At 73.9% G+C, this 16,486-nt stretch carries 14 protein-coding genes; 4 read left to right on the top strand and 10 right to left on the bottom strand.

Features of this window, described 5'->3' with window-relative positions; all coding sequences use genetic code 11:
• Positions 1-193: 193 nt before the first annotated feature.
• The 3 genes from AB8735_RS17000 to AB8735_RS16990 all read left to right on the top strand — a co-directional run bounded on the left by AB8735_RS17000 (position 194) and on the right by AB8735_RS16990 (position 3,692).
• Positions 194-2,023 (top strand): MFS transporter, encoded by a 1,830-nt coding sequence (locus AB8735_RS17000; protein WP_372408246.1) that lies wholly within the window; start codon positions 194-196, stop codon positions 2,021-2,023.
• A gap of 170 nt (positions 2,024-2,193) precedes the next feature.
• The gene (locus tag AB8735_RS16995) at positions 2,194-2,763 is read left to right on the top strand and encodes a hypothetical protein (protein WP_344024129.1); all 570 of its coding nucleotides are present in this window, start codon (positions 2,194-2,196) and stop codon (positions 2,761-2,763) included.
• A gap of 59 nt (positions 2,764-2,822) precedes the next feature.
• A complete protein-coding gene (locus AB8735_RS16990) occupies positions 2,823-3,692 on the top strand; it encodes a class F sortase (protein ID WP_372408243.1) in 870 nt (289 codons plus the stop codon).
• A 30-nt stretch (positions 3,693-3,722) separates the two neighbouring features.
• On the opposite strand, the gene recQ is transcribed toward AB8735_RS16990, so the two are convergent.
• Entirely contained in the window at positions 3,723-5,624 is a 1,902-nt protein-coding gene (gene recQ, locus AB8735_RS16985) for a DNA helicase RecQ (protein ID WP_372408242.1), read from the bottom strand.
• Positions 5,625-5,692: 68 nt separating this feature from the next.
• Entirely contained in the window at positions 5,693-7,735 is a 2,043-nt protein-coding gene (locus AB8735_RS16980; protein ID WP_372408240.1) for a restriction endonuclease, read from the bottom strand.
• A 214-nt stretch (positions 7,736-7,949) separates the two neighbouring features.
• Here AB8735_RS16980 and AB8735_RS16975 point away from each other — a divergent pair, with 214 nt between their 5' ends.
• Complete coding sequence (locus AB8735_RS16975; protein WP_372408239.1) at positions 7,950-8,672, top strand: hypothetical protein; 723 nt, start codon at positions 7,950-7,952, stop codon at positions 8,670-8,672.
• A gap of 39 nt (positions 8,673-8,711) precedes the next feature.
• Here the strand turns inward: AB8735_RS16975 and AB8735_RS16970 are convergent, their stop codons facing one another.
• The 8 genes from AB8735_RS16970 to AB8735_RS16935 all read right to left on the bottom strand — a co-directional run bounded on the left by AB8735_RS16970 (position 8,712) and on the right by AB8735_RS16935 (position 16,360).
• Positions 8,712-10,157 (bottom strand): ATP-binding protein, encoded by a 1,446-nt coding sequence (locus AB8735_RS16970; RefSeq protein ID WP_372411863.1) that lies wholly within the window; start codon positions 10,155-10,157, stop codon positions 8,712-8,714.
• A 126-nt stretch (positions 10,158-10,283) separates the two neighbouring features.
• Positions 10,284-10,964, bottom strand: a complete 681-nt coding sequence (locus AB8735_RS16965; RefSeq protein ID WP_372408237.1) for a VC0807 family protein — start codon at positions 10,962-10,964, stop codon at positions 10,284-10,286.
• A gap of 109 nt (positions 10,965-11,073) precedes the next feature.
• Complete coding sequence (locus AB8735_RS16960) at positions 11,074-12,291, bottom strand: cytochrome P450 (RefSeq protein WP_372408236.1); 1,218 nt, start codon at positions 12,289-12,291, stop codon at positions 11,074-11,076.
• 12 nt (positions 12,292-12,303) lie between these two features.
• Positions 12,304-13,509, bottom strand: coding sequence for a cytochrome P450 (locus AB8735_RS16955; protein WP_372408234.1), 1,206 nt, complete (start codon positions 13,507-13,509; stop codon positions 12,304-12,306).
• Entirely contained in the window at positions 13,506-14,120 is a 615-nt protein-coding gene (locus tag AB8735_RS16950; protein WP_344024143.1) for an ATP/GTP-binding protein, read from the bottom strand. Before AB8735_RS16950 ends, AB8735_RS16955 begins: the two co-directional genes overlap by 4 nt.
• Complete coding sequence (locus AB8735_RS16945) at positions 14,101-14,496, bottom strand: DUF742 domain-containing protein (protein ID WP_372408231.1); 396 nt, start codon at positions 14,494-14,496, stop codon at positions 14,101-14,103. The genes AB8735_RS16950 and AB8735_RS16945 overlap by 20 nt, the downstream gene beginning before the upstream one ends.
• On the bottom strand, positions 14,493-14,897 hold the full coding sequence (locus AB8735_RS16940) for a roadblock/LC7 domain-containing protein (RefSeq protein WP_344024147.1): 405 nt from the start codon (positions 14,895-14,897) through the stop codon (positions 14,493-14,495). Before AB8735_RS16940 ends, AB8735_RS16945 begins: the two co-directional genes overlap by 4 nt.
• The gene (locus tag AB8735_RS16935) at positions 14,894-16,360 is read right to left on the bottom strand and encodes an ATP-binding protein (protein ID WP_372408230.1); all 1,467 of its coding nucleotides are present in this window, start codon (positions 16,358-16,360) and stop codon (positions 14,894-14,896) included. The genes AB8735_RS16940 and AB8735_RS16935 overlap by 4 nt, the downstream gene beginning before the upstream one ends.
• Positions 16,361-16,486: the final 126 nt, after the last annotated feature.

Below are 16,486 nucleotides of genomic sequence, written 5' to 3'. Positions count from 1 at the left end.
TGGCTCGTACGGGCCGGGAGCCGTCCCGCGGCCCTCCGCGGTCCGGGCCGCCCGGGCCGCGGGACGGCGCGTGCTAGCGTCGCGGGGTTCGCCCGCGGCCGTTCCGGGCGCACGTGTGAAGTCCCGGGGCACCTGTTCCGGGGGCATGCGTGAAGATGGGGGAAGACCTCGGGGAGGACGGGGAGATACCGCAGTGACCACCGTGGGCCCGGCGCGGGCCGGCAAATCGGAAGAACACGACGGAGCAGGCGCCGCACGGACCGTGCCGGGCGCCTCCTCGTCATGGCCTGGTATCCGCGCCGTGCTCACCGGCACCGTGCCCGTCACCCTCTTCGTGGCCGCGGTGCTCCATGTCGTCTGGCGGCTCGTCTTCGCCAACAGCGGCGGTGACCTCGCCGCCCAGGACGCCTGGGCCGAGTTCGCCCTCCAGCACCCCGCCTCGGCGTACAACCTCGCCTGGTACGGCGGCATGCACCCCGTCTCGTACAGCGCGATCTCGCCGTACCTGATGGCCCTGCTCGGCGTGCGCCCGACGATGATGATCGCGGGGACCGCCTCGTCCGGGCTGATCGCCCTGCTGCTGGTGCGCAGCCGCGCGGTGGAACGGCCGCTGTGGCCGGCTCTCTACGGCGCGTTCGCCATGGCCTGCAACGCGATCTCCGGGCGGGTGACCTTCGCGCTCGGCGTGATGTTCGGCCTGGCCGCCGTCGCCATGGTCTTCGCCTGGCCCGCGCGCTGGCGCGCCGAGCGGAAGTACCGCTGGCTCCGGGCGGGCCTGGCGGCCCTGATGGCGGCCCTCGCGACGGCGTCGAGCCCGGTCGCGGGCCTGTACGTGGGCATCGTCGCCGCCGCCCTGTGGCTGGGCAGGCGGCGGCCCGCGGCGTATGCGCTGGGGCTCACCCCGGTCGCCGTGGTCGCGCTCTCGGCCTGGCTCTTCCCCTTCTCCGGGCAGCAGCCGATGTCGATCGCCTCGACGATCCTGCCGCTGCTGGCCGGGGTCTTCGCGCTGGCCTTCACCCCGAAGGAGTGGCGGATCGTCCGGATAGCGGCCGGTCTGTATGTGGTCGGCGTGCTGCTGGTCTGGCTGATCCCCTCGCAGATCGGCACCAACATCTCCCGCCTCGGGATGGTCTTCGGCGGCGTGGTCCTGCTCGCCGCGCTCCAGGGGCGGAAGGCCCCGCCCCGTGCGGAGTGGCTGCGCACCGGCCGCAAGTGGACCGCGTCCGTCCTGGCCATCGCCACGATCACGATCTGGCAGAGCGCCAACTCCATCTCCGACATCATCCACACCACCCCCGCCGCGTCCTGGGCCCGCGAGCTCGCCCCGCTCATGGACCGGCTCCAGAAGGCGGACGCCGGACGCGGCCGGGTCGAGGTCGTGCCCGCCCGCAGCCACCGCGAGGCCTCCGCCCTCGCCCCGTACGTCAATCTGGCCCGGGGCTGGAACCGGCAGGCCGACATGAAGCGGAACCCGATCTTCTACAAGGAGGGTCTGCTCACCGCCGACAGCTACCGCGAGTGGCTCGACCGCTGGGCGGTCCACTACGTCGTCCTGCCGACCGACGAGCCCGACAACGCCGCCGTCAAGGAGGCCGAGCTCGTCGCCAAGGGCCAGCCGTACCTGCAGCAGGTCTGGTCCGACGCCAACTGGCGGCTCTACGCGGTCAAGAACCCCACGCCGCTCGCCGCGGCCCCCGCCGAGGTGCTGAGGGCCGACGCGGACGAGCTGACGATCAGCGTGAAGTCCGCCGGCCCGGTGCTCATCCGCATCCCGTACACGCCCTGGCTGGGCCTGGTGGACGAGACCGGCAAGCCCGTCGAGCCGCCGAAGGCCGGGCCGAACGGCGAGCCGCCGGTCAACGAGCGCGGCTGCCTGACGAAGCGGATCGACCAGGCGGCCGGGGACGACCGGCCCGAGGACGACTGGACGGTCCTCCACGCGCCGCACGCCGGCACGTACCGGATCGGCGCGCCGTACAAGCTGCCGCGCGGCACGGGCTGCCCGGACGACCTGGCGCGCTGAGCGCTCCGCCGGATGCGCGTTCCGTCGGATGCGCGGCCCGGGATCCCGTCACCCGTTCGTCCTCGTACGGAATGCGTCGCGCGCGGAACACGGGTTCGCTCGTAACTGCGCGGAACCTCCCACCTGCTGCGGCACATCGGTGTGCCGCGTCCGCGCACGGAGGAACGAGCATGCGTACTGCACGAGTGCTGGCCGGCGCCGTCCTGACCATAGCCGTGGCCGGGCTGCCCTGCGTCCCCGCGTTCGCCGGGGACTTCGAGAAGCTGGAGATCGAACCAGGTGCCACGACAGCCGGCGCGACGGTCACGGTGAGCACCCTCGCCTGCGGAAAGCAGGGTGTCGGCACGGGTGACGCCAGCGCCGTGGGAGGACCCTCCGCGTTCGAGCTCAAGTCGAGCGCCCACAAGGAAGTGGTGGTCGGCGAGTTCAAGGTCCCCGAGGCGGCGAAGGCCGGTACGTACGGGATCGGGGTCAAGTGCAAGAACGGCAAGGAGGCCACGGGTGACGTGGTCGTCGGCGGCGGCACGGGCGGCACGGCCCACGGCTCCTGGTCGACCCCCGCGCCCAGCAAACCCGCCAAACCGGCCAGTCCCCCCGCGGGGCCGATGAAGACCGGCGCCGGCGGCACCAGCGAGGGCTCGGGCACGTCCGAGATCATCGCCGGGGCGGCGGTCCTGGCCACCGCGGCGGTCGGCGGGACGCTGTTCCTGCGCCGTCGCTCGGGCGGCGGCCGGGCCTGAGCGGTTCCGGTTCCCGGCCGTCCCCGGCGGCCGGGAACCGGGCTCCGCGGAGGACTCCGATGCCTTCCACGCGTGACACCGCGGCGGCCCTGATCCTGGCCGCCGGCGCGTTCACCGGCACCTGGCTCATGGACACCGGTGCCCGGGCCCCCGCGCCCCCGCCGCAGCCGTCGCCCTCGGAGGCGTTCGCCTCCCACGGCGCGCTCACCCCCCGCCACCGGGAGTCCCTGGTCCGGCCCCTGCCGCCCGCGACCCCGGTCCGGCTGCGCATACCCGAGATACGTGTCGACGCCCCGCTGCTCGGCCTCCGGCTGCTCCCGGACGGCTCGTTGGCGACCCCGCCGGTCAAGGACCGCAACATCGCCGGCTGGTACGAGGCGGGCACGAAGCCGGGCGCGATCGGCACGGCGGTGGTGGCGGGCCACGTCGACACCCCCGACGGACCGGCCGTCTTCTACAACCTCGGCGCCCTGAAGAAGGGCAACTCGGTGGAGGTCCTGCGCGTCGACCGCCGCACCGCCGTCTTCACGATCGACGCGATCGAGGTGTACGGGCGGGACGACTTCCCGTCGCGGAAGGTCTACGGCGCCTCCGGGCGGCCCGAGTTGAGGGTGATCACCTGCGGGGGCGGCTTCTCGGAGGAGGAGCACGTGTATATGGGGAACGTGGTGGTGTACGCGCACCTGGCGAGGGTGGACGGGGAGGCGGCCCCGGCGCGGGGAGCGCCGAGGACGCCGAAGCCTTCCGGGGCGGCCAAGTCACCTGGTGCGCCCAGGACTTCCGAGGTGGTCGAGTCCCCCGGGGCGGTCAAGCCCGCTGGGGCGGCCAAGCCTTCCGGGGCGGCCAGGTCCCCCGGGGCGGTCAAGTCCCCCAAGGGGGCCAAGTCCCCCAAGGGGGCCAAGTCGCCCAAGGCGGCGCCCGGTCGGTGAACGGGGCGGGCCCGGGGCCCGCCCGTCCCGCTAGGCGTGCGCCTCCGACTTCTCCGCCCCCTCCGCCCCTCCCGGCTCCTCCAACTCGCCCAGGACCTCCAGGATCTGCTCCCCGTACTTCGCCAGCTTGTTCTCGCCGACGCCGCTCACGCCGCCCAGGGTGTCCAGGGAGTCCGGCCGCAGCGTCGCGATCTCGCGGAGCGTCGCGTCGTGGAAGATGACGTAGGCGGGGACGCCCTGCTCCTTCGCCTGGGAAGCACGCCAGGCGCGGAGGGCCTCGAAGACCGGCAGGGCCGCCTCGGGGAGGTCCGCGGGGGCCGCGGCGCGGGACTTGCCGGGGGCCGAGCGGGCGCGGGAGGGCTTCTCCGGCTCGCGGCGCATCAGGACGTCGCGGCGCCGGCCCAGGACGTCGCCGCTGGCCTCGGTCAGGACCAGCGTGCCGTACTCGCCCTCCACCGCCAGCAGGCCCAGTGCCAGCAACTGCCGTACGACGGCGCGCCATTCGGCGGAGCTGAGGTCGGTGCCGATGCCGAAGACGGTCAGCTGGTCGTGGTCGTGCTGGATGACCTTGGCGGTCTTCTTGCCGAGGAGGATGTCGATGATCTGGCCCGCGCCGAACTTCTGCCGCCGCTCGCGGGCGAGGCGGAGGACGGCGGAGAGGAACTTCTGGGCGGCGATGGTGCCGTCCCAGGTGACGGGCGGGGTCAGGCAGGTGTCGCAGTTGCCGCAGGGCCCTTCGGCCCGCTGGCCGAAGTAGTCCAGCAGGCGGACGCGCCGGCACTCGACCGTCTCGCAGAGCGCGAGCATCGCGTCGAGGTGGGTGGCCAGCCGGCGGCGGTGCGCGTCGTCGCCCTCCGAGCCGTCGATCATCTTGCGCTGCTGGACGACGTCCTGGAGGCCGTAGGCCAGCCAGGCCGTGGACGGCTGGCCGTCGCGCCCGGCGCGGCCGGTCTCCTGGTAGTAGCCCTCGACGGATTTGGGCAGGTCGAGGTGGGCGACGAAGCGGACGTCCGGCTTGTCGATGCCCATGCCGAAGGCGATCGTGGCGACCATCACCACGCCGTCCTCGCGCAGGAAGCGCGACTGGTTGGCGGCGCGGACGCCCGCGTCCAGGCCCGCGTGGTACGGCAGGGCCTCGACGCCGTGGGCCACCAGGAAGTCGGCGGTGTCCTCGACGCTCTTGCGGGACAGGCAGTAGACGACGCCCGCGTCGCCCGGGTGCTCGCCGTGGATCAGCTCCAGGAGCTGCTTCTTCGGGTCGTTCTTCGGGGCGATCCGGTACTGGATGTTCGGCCGGTCGAAGCTGGCGACGAAGTGGCGGGCGTCACCCAGCTGCAGCCGGGCGGCGATCTCCCGGCGGGTGGCCTCCGTCGCCGTCGCGGTCAGGGCGATGCGGGGGACGTCGGGCCAGCGCTCGTGCAGGGCGGAGAGCGCCAGGTAGTCCGGGCGGAAGTCGTGGCCCCACTGGGCGACGCAGTGCGCCTCGTCGATGGCGAAGACGGAGACCTTGCCGCGGTCGAGCAGGCCCATCGTCGAGTCGAGGCGCAGCCGCTCGGGGGCCAGATAGAGGAGGTCCAGCTCGCCCGCGAGGAACTCGGCCTCCACCATGCGGCGCTCGTCGAGGTCCTGCGTCGAGTTCAGGAAGCCGGCCCGGACGCCGAGGGCGCGCAGCGCGTCCACCTGGTCCTGCATAAGGGCGATCAGTGGCGAGACGACCACGCCGACACCCGGTCTGACCAGGGCCGGGATCTGGTAGCACAGCGACTTGCCGCCGCCCGTGGGCATCAGGACGAGCGCGTCGCCGCCTGCGACGACATGCTCGATGATCTCTTCCTGCTCCCCGCGGAACGCGTCGTAACCGAAGACGCGGCGCAGGACGCCCAGCGCCTCGCTCAGCACGCCGGGCTCGCTGTTCTCAGTGGGGTCGGCCATTCGGGAAGTGTACGAGGAACGGCCGACGCCGGTCGGGGCCTGTGGAAAACCCAGTGCCTGGGGATATCTCAGGCCACCTCTATTCCGTACTCCTGCACCAGCGCCTCCAGGCCCCCCGCGTACCCCTTGCCCCCCACGACGAAGTCCCAGTTCCCGCCGGACCGCTTCCGGAACGAGCCCAGCACCAGGGCCGTCTCGCCCGGCCGCCCGTCGGACACCTCCAGCTGCCCCAGCTCGGCCCCCGCCGCGTCCGACAGCCGGATCCGGGCGTCCGTGAAGAGGGAGAGATCGGCCTCCGGGTTGACCTCCGGGTCGATGGCCGCCGCCAGCACCAGCCGGTCCGCGGCCGCCGGCAGCGCGTCGAAGGCCACCCGCAGGGCGGCCCGGTCCCCGGCCCCGGGCAGCGGCTCGGCGGCGCGGACGGTGCCGTCGGGGGTGCGCGGGTTGTTGTAGAAGACGAAGTGGTCGTCGCTGAGCACCTGCGTGCCCCGGCACACCAGCGCGCACACGTCCAGGGCGACGCGGCCGGACCAGGACATGCCGAGGACGTTGTGCTCGGCGGGGGGCTCCGTCTGGGGGGTACGGGTACGAGGTGACGGCCCCAGCCGCCCCCGCAGCCCGTGCTGCGACAGCAGCCCCACCAGCTCCTCGCCGGACACCAGGGTCAGCGGCTTGCCGTTGGCGAAGGCGTACGAGCCGGGGCCGAAGCCCGAGGTCGTCACCAGCACGCCCTTGTTCGCCCCGGCCCCCTGCACCGTCCCGAACAGATCGCGCACCGCCGTCGGCGGGACGGTCTTGCGGTACCGCTTGACCTGCACGATGATCCGGCCGCCGCTGATCGGGTCCGGGTCGAGGGCCTCGACGTCCACCCCGCCGTCGTTGGACCGGGTCGTCATCACCGCCTGCATGCCGCGGGCCCGGAACAGCTCCGCGACCAGCGCCTCGAAGGCGATGGGGTCCATCTCGAACAGGTCCGGGCCGCCGTCCTCCCCGCCGCCGTGCGAGACGACGCCCCGGCCGACCTCGTCCGGCGTGCGCTCCGGCCGGACGGCCATGCGCTGGTCCGGGCGGGCCGACAGCCGTCCGCCCAGCGCGTCCGTCAGACACTCGGGCGCGCTCACCTGCTCCAGGTGCAGCCGCCCGAACGCCGCCCGGTCCACGCCCACCGCCGCCAGGACGAGCCGGGCCCGCCGCCCGGTCGCCGGGTCGTGGTCGTCCACGAAGCCGTTGAGCACGACGGACTCCAGCGCCCCGAACTCGTCCGCCGCGAACAGCTCGCGCACGGCCAGCAGGACGCACTGGGCGAGGACGTCCCGGTACAGCGCCCGGCGCTGGGTCGCCGGGCGGGCCGTCTCCTTCTCCTGGTCGGCGGTCGGCATGTACCGCACCGCCTTCACCTCCGGCACCACGTCGATGCCCGGCAGCTCCCACTCCAGCACCAGCTGGCGGGCGCCCGGGTCGTAGGCGGCCGCGATCTGGTGCGGGAACTCGTCGGGCCACGCCGTCGAGGCGTACAGCGCGGCCGAGAAGTACTCGACGACCGCGTCCGGATCACCGCCGCGCAGCGCCGCGACGAGCTCCGCGACGCCCGCGTTGTGCTGCCGCACCTGCGCCAGCCGGGTGGCCGCCCACTGGTCGTACTGCCGCCGGTACGCGGCCAGTTGGTGCTGCCGCTGCGCCTCGGCGTCCTGCGCCGCGCGCAGGTCCGCCTCGTACTGCGCCCGCCTGCCGATGCCGTACCGGCCCGGGTCCGGCATCAGCGTCGGCTGCGCCAGGTGCCCCGGGTTGAACGGCTCCAGCGCCTCCGGCTCCGTCAGCCGCGCCGTCGTGAACCCCGGCGCCGCGCACCCCGCCGCGAGCAGCCCCTCCAGCGCCGCGACCCGCGCCTCCAGCTCCTCCGTCCGCCGCCGCGCCCCGGCCTCCCGCGCCTGCCGGTAGGCGGCCCGCTGCTCCCGGTCCAGCCGCGCGGCCTCCCGCTCGGCGGCCCGCTGCTGCCGCTCCCTCTCCCGCTCCTCCTGCACCAGCGCCCGTTGCCTGAGCTCCTGCTGCCGGTGCCGGTCCCGCTGGGCCTCGGCCCAGATGCCTATCAGCCCGTTGGAGCGACGAGTCATGGCGGAATCAGCCCTCCCCCCGGGACGACGACCTCCCGGACTGCGATACGTACTGGCTCCATGACCAGCGGTGACTCGTCAACTTTAGTCGGGGCGTGGGCATTGCCCGACGGGCGCTCCAGGTTCGGTGCGGGAGGGCCTGACGGGTCGTCGAGCAGGCCTGGGATTCGCAGATGCGATCGTTTGCGGACACGGAGGTCCCGGGTGGGGCGCGTTGCGCGTCGACGGCACCCTGCACCATCGGCTGGCGTTCGCCCTGGGCGTCTCCCCCGGCCGGGTCAACCGTGCGTTGCACCACCACCCGCAGGCCGTCGAACGCCGGGAGCTCCTCGCCGAGTTGCTGGCCGGGCTGTTCGAGCGCGCCCGCATCGTCCACGTCCCCGCGGTGGTCGAGCGCGACGAGCCCGGGTCGCTTGCCGTCGCCGTGCTGGTCCAGCGTGCACCGACTGTGGCAGCCCGCTTGGGCAACCATGAACTCGACCGGTTCCGCCGGCTACTGCACGACCGGGCACTGGCGGGAGTCGACGCCGCGTACGCGCAGAGCGAGCGTGTAGCCCGGCGGGCCGGGGAGCGGCACGACAAGTTCACCCAGCTGATCGATGCGGCGCCCGTGCACTCCGCGCGCGTGTTGAGCGGCTTCCTCGCGCAAGCCGTGAATGCGCGGCAATGGCGCATCGTGGTCGCCCTCGCGGATGCCGGACCGGACGGGCTCATCGACCACGCCGAGGCCGGGCCGGAGGCCTGGGAGGCCCTCCGCGCCCGGGAGTTCGCCGTCAAGGCAGTGCGTGGCGACCAGGATGTCCATCTGCTCAGCCCGCGGGGACGGGACGCCCTGCGTGCCGAGTACGGGCTGTATGCCTGCCTCTATCCCCGTACCCGGACGCCGCAGGTGCTCGGGGGCCGTTTCACACGTCGTTCCTCGGTCACGGTCGGGTGAACCACGTCGGAACGGCACGCTGGGCCGGGCCTCAACGGGCTACTCCCCCTCGTACAACCGCCGCAGATCCACCAGGACCACCTCCCCCCGCGCCTCCGCAGCCCGCAGGTCCGGTGTGAAGCCGGCCCCGCTGTAGCACGCCGGCCGGGCGGCGGCCGTGTCGATGCCGCGGGCGGCGAGGAGGGTCAGGGCGTGGCGGAGGCGGTCGAGGTGGGAAGTGCCCATGGTCCGGTCCCACTTGGCCTCGCCGATGGAGAGGAGGACGCCGTTGTCCTGGCCCACTGCGCCGCGGACGACCACGTCGAGCTCGATGCCCATGCGGGCGGCGGGGTCGGCCACGGTCCCGTACGTCACGTCGATCGGCATGCCGCCGAAGGTTTCCGGGGAGGCGAAGGTGGCGACCCAGTCCCGGCAGACCTGTTCGAAGTGCGGGCCGACCACGGCCGAGAGGAAGCGGGGACGGGCCGCCGTCCACACCTGCCGGGCCAATCTCCGGTCGAGCAGGGGCCGCTTCGGACGGGAGATGGCATGGTCGAAGGCGATGAGGGGTTCGGCGACCCGGTAGGTGCTGCGGTTGCGGCGGAACGCGTCCTCCTCGCGCCGTACCAGACCGCAGTCCTGGAGCACCGTGAGCGGGTGGGTGATGTCGCTGATGGGGCGTTCCAGGCAACTGGCGATGCGTCCGGCGGTCGCGTTGCCGGTGGCGAGGGCCGCCAGGACGGAGTGGTACAGGGCGCGGTCCCTGAGGTCCGACTCGTCGGCCAGGAGGTAGCGCGCCTCGCGGTAGAGCGGCGAACTGGGGGAGAGCGCCGTGCGGCAGACCCAGGCGTCGAAGTCGGTCATGCCGGCGGGCACGTCGTCGCCGACGAACTCCTTGCGGTAGGCCGGGGTTCCGCCTACGACGCTGTGGACGAGGAGGGCGAGGCGTGGGTCCCTGATGTTCCAGAAGGCCGCCGCCTGACGGTAGTCGAGGGGGTGCACGACCAGTTCGAGGCTGGCCCGGCCCCGTAGGGGTGAGGTGCCCGCGAGCAGTTTCCCCATAAAGGCCAGCGAACTGCCGCAGAGGAGCAGGCGGGTAAGCGATTCCAGACGCTCCGGGCGGCGCGGGCCGTAGGCGACCTGGACGATGGACGGCAGGGACGGGGTCGCGCGGGCGAGGTAGGGGAATTCGTCGAGGACCGCCACCAGGGGCCGCTCGCGGCCGAGGGCGAGCAGAGCGTCCACCGCCTGTTCCCAGCGGTCGAAGCGCATGGGGGCGACGGCCCCCGTGTACTGGCCGAGTTCTTCCCCGAAGCGGTGCAGGGACTCCGCCTCGGTCGCCTCGTACGCGCAGAAGTAGAAGCCGCCGGAGGCCCTGGCGAGTGAGTCGAGCAGGAACGACTTGCCCTGGCGGCGGCGGCCGGAGACGACGCCCATGGTCGCGTTCCGTACCGTGTCGGCCGCGAAGGCGGTCAGCTCGCTCCACTCCCAGTCGCGGTCGAACATGTCGCCGGGCTTCGACAGACCTGAGGGGTTCCGGGGCACAGCGCCACCTCGCACTTGGGGAAGTACGGTTCCGGGAAGTACGTTTCCCTTAACGCGAGTCCGCCGCTCCGGTCACGCCGCCGTCGGTCACGCCGTCTCCGCCGTCGCCTCCTCCAGCAGCTTCTCCATCGGCGCCACCGCCAGGGCGCCGCCCGCCACGATCCCCAGGGCTATCGCGCCCAGCAGCATCGCCGTCGAGCCCCAGGACGCCATCGTCTCCACCGGCAGGGTGTACGCGCCGATGACGCGGGCCACGCACTCCGTCAGCAGGGCCGCGCCCCAGACCAGGCTGAACGTGCGCTCGTGGCGGCGGAAGCGGGTGTCGGTGGCCGACAGGCGGTCCCACGCGGCGGACTTGGCGGCGCTGGTCTTGATGAGGAGCGGCTTGAGGCCGGCGGTCATCATCGGGCGGCCGCGGGCCACGGACCAGAGGATGGAGAGGCCGACGAAGCTGCTGAGCACGGAGTCCTTGGCCATCATCAGCCGGGCGTCGCCGCTGGTGAAACTGAGGGCCATGGAAAGGACGTTGACGACGACCATCACCGTGGCGAGGGCGTTGAAGGTCCGCTTGCGGAGGGCGTCCGCGAGGGAGTGGGCCGCGGGGACCACGCTGCTGAGGGCCAGGGAGAGGAGGAGGTCCAGGCCGAGGGCCGAGTGCAGGAGGTAGTAGGAGCCGAGGGGGATGGCCAGGTCGAGGAGGAGGGGCTTGAAGGCCGCCAGGGGGTGGGGCCGGTCCGGTGCGGCGGCGGGGGCGGCGACCTGCGACATGTGCTCTGCTCCTGGGGACTGTTCCTGTGGTTCTCGGTACGGGAACAGCTTCGCCCGGCGGGCCCGGTCCCCGGCAGAGACGGGTGTGGGGGGTCCGCCGGGACAAATGTCATGCCCTCAGAAGCACCGGCAGGGTGCGGACGCTGTTGCTGATGAAGGAGGGGAGCGGGGTCAGGGTCTCCGGGGGGACGGCCAGCGACAGCTCCGGGAAGCGGGCGAAGAGGGACGGGAGGGCCACCTCCGCCTCCTGGCGCGCCAGCGCCGCGCCCACGCAGAAGTGCGCGCCGTGGCCGAAGGACAGATGGCGTACCGGACCGCGGTCCAGGTCGAAGTCGTCGGCCGCCGGGCCGTAGTGGGACGGGTCCCGGCCCGCCGCCGCGTACGAGGCGAGGATCGCGTCGCCGCGCCGGATCACCTCGCCGGCCAGCGGGATGTCCTCCGTCGCGTACCGCATCGGGAAGTGGCCGACGGGGGAGTCCCGGCGCAGGACCTCCTCGGTGACGGCCGTCCAGGGGCGTTCCCCGGTGACCGCCAGGGCCAGTTGCCCGGGGTGGGTGAGCAGGGCGAGCACCGCGTTGGTGATGAGGTTGAGGGTCGTGCCGTGGCCCGCGACGAGCATGAGGAGGAGGGTGCCGATGAGTTCGTCCTCGGAGAGCCGGTCCCCGTCCTCGCGCGCGGCGATCAGGTCGCTGGTGATGTCCTCGCCGGGCCGCGCCCGCTTCTCGGCGACGAGGGCGGCGAGCAGCGCGAGGAGCCGGCGCCGGGTGGCGAGGACCTCGGCCGGGGCGGTGGCGCTGCTGGTCAGGCTCGCGGACAGGGCGCGGAACTCGTCGTAGCGCTCGGGCGGTACGCCCAGCAGGTTGCCGATGGTGCGCATGGCGAGCGGGTAGGCGTAGTGCAGGCGCAGGTCGACGGGGCTGCCGTTCAGGGTATCCAGGGCGTCGAGGAGGGAGCGTACGGTCGCCTCCGTGCGCGGGCGCATCCCGGCGATGCGCCGGGGGGTGAACGCCTGGGAGACCAGGGCCCGCAGCCGGCGGTGGTCGTCCCCGTCGGCGGTGACCATCCCCGCGGGCGCGACGAAGTTGACGAGCGGCCAGCCCTCGGGGACGGCCCCGGACGTCAACAGGGGCCAGTTCGCAGGGTCCTTGGCGACGCGCGGGTCGGTGAGCAGCTCGCGCAGCAGCCCGTACCGGGTGACCGCCCAGGCCGGTACGCCGCCGGGGAGCTCGACGCGGACGACCGGGCCGCGGGCGCGCAACGCGCGTATCTCGCCGTGGAGATCGGGGGCGTTCACGTCCAGACGGAAGGTCTCGCGGAAGGCGTCCATGGTGTCCTCCAGCTACGCGGTCGCGGTCGGATGCGGGGTGAACCGTACGGGCAGCGCCGTCAGCGCGCGAGCCCACGGCGAGGGCCGGTACGCCAACTCCTCGACGGGCACGGCGAGCCGCAGGTCGGGCAGCCGGTGGAGGAGGGTGTCGACGGCCGTGTGCGCGATCAGCCGGCCCGGGTCCCGGGCCGGGCAGGTGTGCGGCCCGGCGCCGAAGGCCAGGTGGGAGCGGTTGCCGGGGACGATGTGCCCGTCGGGCGGGCGGACGGCCGGGTCGCGGTTGGCCGCCGCCAGCCCCAGCAGCAGCGCGTCGCCCTCGCGGATGTGCTGCCCGCCGAAGCGCAGGTCGCGGGTGGCGTAGCGGCCGGGGAAGTTCTGCACGGGCGCGTCCCGCCACAGCACCTCGTCCAGGGCCGCGTCCACGGTCAGCCGCCCGCCGGTGACATGGCTGCGGAAGCGGGCGTCGGTGAGCAGCAGCCGGATCGTCGCGGCCGTCCAGTTCGCGGCGGGGCCGTTGCCCGCGACGACGATGACGGCGAGGTGGTGCAGCACCTCCTCCGGCGACAGCCCCTCGGGGTGGGCCAGCAGCCAGGAGGTGAGGTCCTCGCCGGGCTCCGTCCGCTTGTGCCGCACCAGGTCGCCGAGGATCCGCTGCAGCGTGGCGTTCCCGGCGGGCGCGTCCGGCCCGCTGTCCACCATCGCCCTTACGGCGCCGACGAGTTCGGGCGCGGTGCCGTCCGGCAGGCCGATCATGCGCGAGGCGGCCCAGAGCGGGAGCTGCTGGGCGTAGTCGGCCAGCAGGTCGGCGCGGCCGAGCGGGGCGACGGCGTCCAGCAGCATGCCGGAGAGCTGGACGGTGCTGCGGCGCAGCGCGTGCTGGTCGAGGCGGGCGAAGCCGTCGCTCACCGCCCGGTAGAGGCGGCGGTGTTCGGGACCGTCGGCGAAGAGGACGGTCGGCCGGTAGCCCATCATGGGCAGCAGGGGCGAGTCCGGGCGCACCAGCCCCTCGCGCAACGCCCGCCAGCGGCGCGAGTCGTGCGAGAAGCACTCCTCGTTGCGGGTGACCTCCAGCAGCTCGCGGTAGCCGAGCACCAGCCAGGCGGGGACGCCGGGTTCGAGCTCGACGGGGGCGACCGGGCCGTGCTCGGCGCGCAGACGCTCGTAGAGGGCCTCGGTGTCGCCGGTGAGGGCCTCTCCATGGAGAGCGGTCGGCGTCATGATGCGGGTGCCTCCGGGGTGGCGGCCGCCGTGAGGAGGTGGTCGACGAGGGTGATCAGGGAGGACGCGCAGGACGAGCGGTCGCGGGCGTCGCAGAGCATCACCGGGGTGCCGGGCAACAGGTCGAGCGCCTCGCGCAGTTCGTCCTCGGGGTGCACGGGGGCGTCCGGGAACGCGTTGGCGGCGACGGCGAACGGCACGCCCAGCTCCTCCAGGTGCCCCAGCACGTCGAAGCTCGCCTCCAGCCGCCGGGTGTCGACGAGCGCGAGCGCGCCGAGCGCCCCGTGCGTCAGGTGCCGCCACATCGGGAAGAAGCGGGGCTGGCCCGGGGTGCCGAACAGATACAGGACGCGGCGCCGGTTGAGGGTGATCCGTCCGAAGTCCATCGCCACGGTGGTCGTGGACTTGCCGGGCAGCACGTCGTCCACGCCCTGCCCCGCCTGCGTCATCGTCTCCTCGGTGCGCAGCGGCGGGATCTCGCTGAGCGAGCCGATGAAGGTGGTCTTGCCGACGCCCAGCGGTCCCGCGACGACTATTTTGACGGAGGTGCGGACGGTGGAGGGCAGGTAGCGGGAGCCGTCAGGGCCGCCGTCAGAGCTGACGGAGTCCATCGAGTACCTCTTTCAGGAGCGAGGGGTCGTGCCGTTCGGCCGCGGTGATCGGGGGGCGGACCAGGACGAGGCCGGCGTCGAGCAGGTCGCCGAGGAGCACCTTGATCACGGCGACGGGCTGGCGGAGGTGGGCGGCGACCTCCGCGACGGACAGCAACTGGACGCAGAGGTCCAGGATTTCGCCGGTCTCGGGGGACAGGACGGTCTCGGGGGACAAGGCGGTTTCGGGGGGCAGGACGGTCCCGGGGTGCAGGCCGGGATGCTCCGCCGCCGTGGCCGCGCCGGCGGCCACCACCAGCGTCTCCAGCGCGAGGGAGTCGCGGGACGGCGCCGTCCGGCCGCCGGTGATCACATAGGGGCGTACGGGGCCGCTCACGACGTGGTGGTGCCGGTGCGGGGCGGGCTGCTGAGGTGCGTGCCGATCCGCACCACCAGGTGCTGCATCTCCCGGGCCACCAGCCCGGCGTCCACCTCCGCGGCCGTGGCGACGGCCAGCGAGGCGCCGGGGCCCGCGGCCACCAGGAACAGGAAACCGCCGTCGAACTCCACCATCACCTGCCGCGGCGCGCTGTCCGCGCCCGCCAGCTGGGCGGCGGCCTCGTGGCCGAGCGAGAGCAGCCCGGAGCAGATCGCGGCCAGCCGGTCGGCCTCGTCGGTGGATATCCCGGGGGAAGCGGCGAGCTGCAGGCCGTCGCGGGAGACGACGAGCGCGTGCCGCACCGCGGGCACCCGCAGGACATCGGCCAGCAGCCACTCCAGATTCCCGTTCGTACTCAACTCTGTTCCCTTTCGGTGTCGTTGCGCTCCCCGTCGTGCCCCTCGCGCCCGTCGCGCGCGGCGGTCTCCATGGAGGCTTTCGCGGCGGCCTCTTCCCGGCCGATCCGGGTCCCGGCCTGGAGGCTGCTCATGAAGTCGGCGGCCTGCCGGGCGGAGCGGGGCGGCCGGTCCGCCGGGGAGATCGAGGGGGTGCCCGCCGCCGGTGGGGCGGTACCGCCGGGGACGGCGGCCGCGGCGCGGCGGCTGCGGCGGCGGGGGAGGCCGCCGGGGACGGCGGGGGCGGCGGCGGGGCGCGGGCCCTCCGGTCCCGGCGGCGTGACGGACGGAGCCGGGACCGGGGCGGTGTCCGCCCGCGGGGCCCACGCGTCCGGAACCCCCGGCGCCTGCGGAACCCCCGGCGCCTGCGGAACCCCCGGCGCCTGCGGCACCGCCGGGGCCCCGGCCGCGCCGGTCGCCGTCAGCAGCGCGGACGGGACGAGGACGACGGCCCGTACGCCGCCGTACGCCGACGGGGAGAGCTTCACCGAGAACCCGTACCGCCGCGCCAGCAGCCCCACGGCCGACAGCCCCAGCTGCGGGTTGGGGCCCCAGCCCCGGCGCCGGGCCGCCTCGCTGCCGGCCAGGCGCAGCTCCGCCTCGGCGAGGGCCTGTTCGGTCATGCCGAGCCCGCCGTCGTCGATCTCGATCACGGCCCCGCTGTGCACCGGCCGGATCGCCACGAGCACGGAGACGGTCGGGGGCGAGTAGCGGGTGGCGTTGTCGAGCAGTTCGGCGACGGCGTGGATGAGCGCCTCCACGGCCCGCGGCCGGACGGCGGCGTCCCGCGCGCCCTGGACCCGTACGCGCTGGTACTCCAGGATCCGCGACTGCGCGCCGCGCACCACGTCCAGCAGCGACACGGCGTCCGGCCACTGCCGTCCCGGCCAGGCGCCGCACAGCACCTTCATCGTCTGGGCCTGCCGGGCGAGTTGTGCGGCCGCGTGGTCGGCGCGCATCAGCCCGGCCATGAGGACGGGGTTCTCCGCGGTCTGTTCGAGGACGTCCAGGCCCTGCTGCTGGGCGAGCGCCATCACCTGGATGCGGTCGGCCATGACGAGGAACGCGGCCCGCGCGGAGTCCTCGCGCGTCCGTACGGCCGTGACGGCGGCGGTGGTCCGCTCCAGCAGCGCCCGCTGCCAGGTCCCGAACACGCTGCCCGCCAGCTCCCCGTGGCGCAGCCCCGGCACCTCCGGCTTCCCGTCGAGCACCGCCGGGAGCCGCTCGGCCGCCAGGTGCTCCAGCTCGTCCTCCCAGGACCGCTGACGCGCGGTCAGCGCCCGGTTCTCCCCGACGGCCGCGTCCCTCTCGTCCCGCAGCCGCGCCGCCGCGCGCCGGGAGCGCACCAGCAACGGGCCGGCGATCACGGCGGCGACGGCCGTGCCCACGGCCACACCCAGGGACACGGCCTCTGGTATCGGCATCATCAGGCGGTTCCCCGGGGCGATCTTCAACTGGAACAAGGCCGTCAGAGTACGGCGCGGGGCGGAGGTGGCGGAAGTCGTGGGTGTGTCTTGGTGGTTGGTCGCTTTCGCGGCGTTCGGGAGGGAGTG

The organism is Streptomyces luteireticuli (assembly GCF_041519305.1).
Lineage (GTDB): Bacteria > Actinomycetota > Actinomycetes > Streptomycetales > Streptomycetaceae > Streptomyces > Streptomyces luteireticuli.
This window is presented reverse-complemented; position numbering and strand designations above follow the sequence as displayed.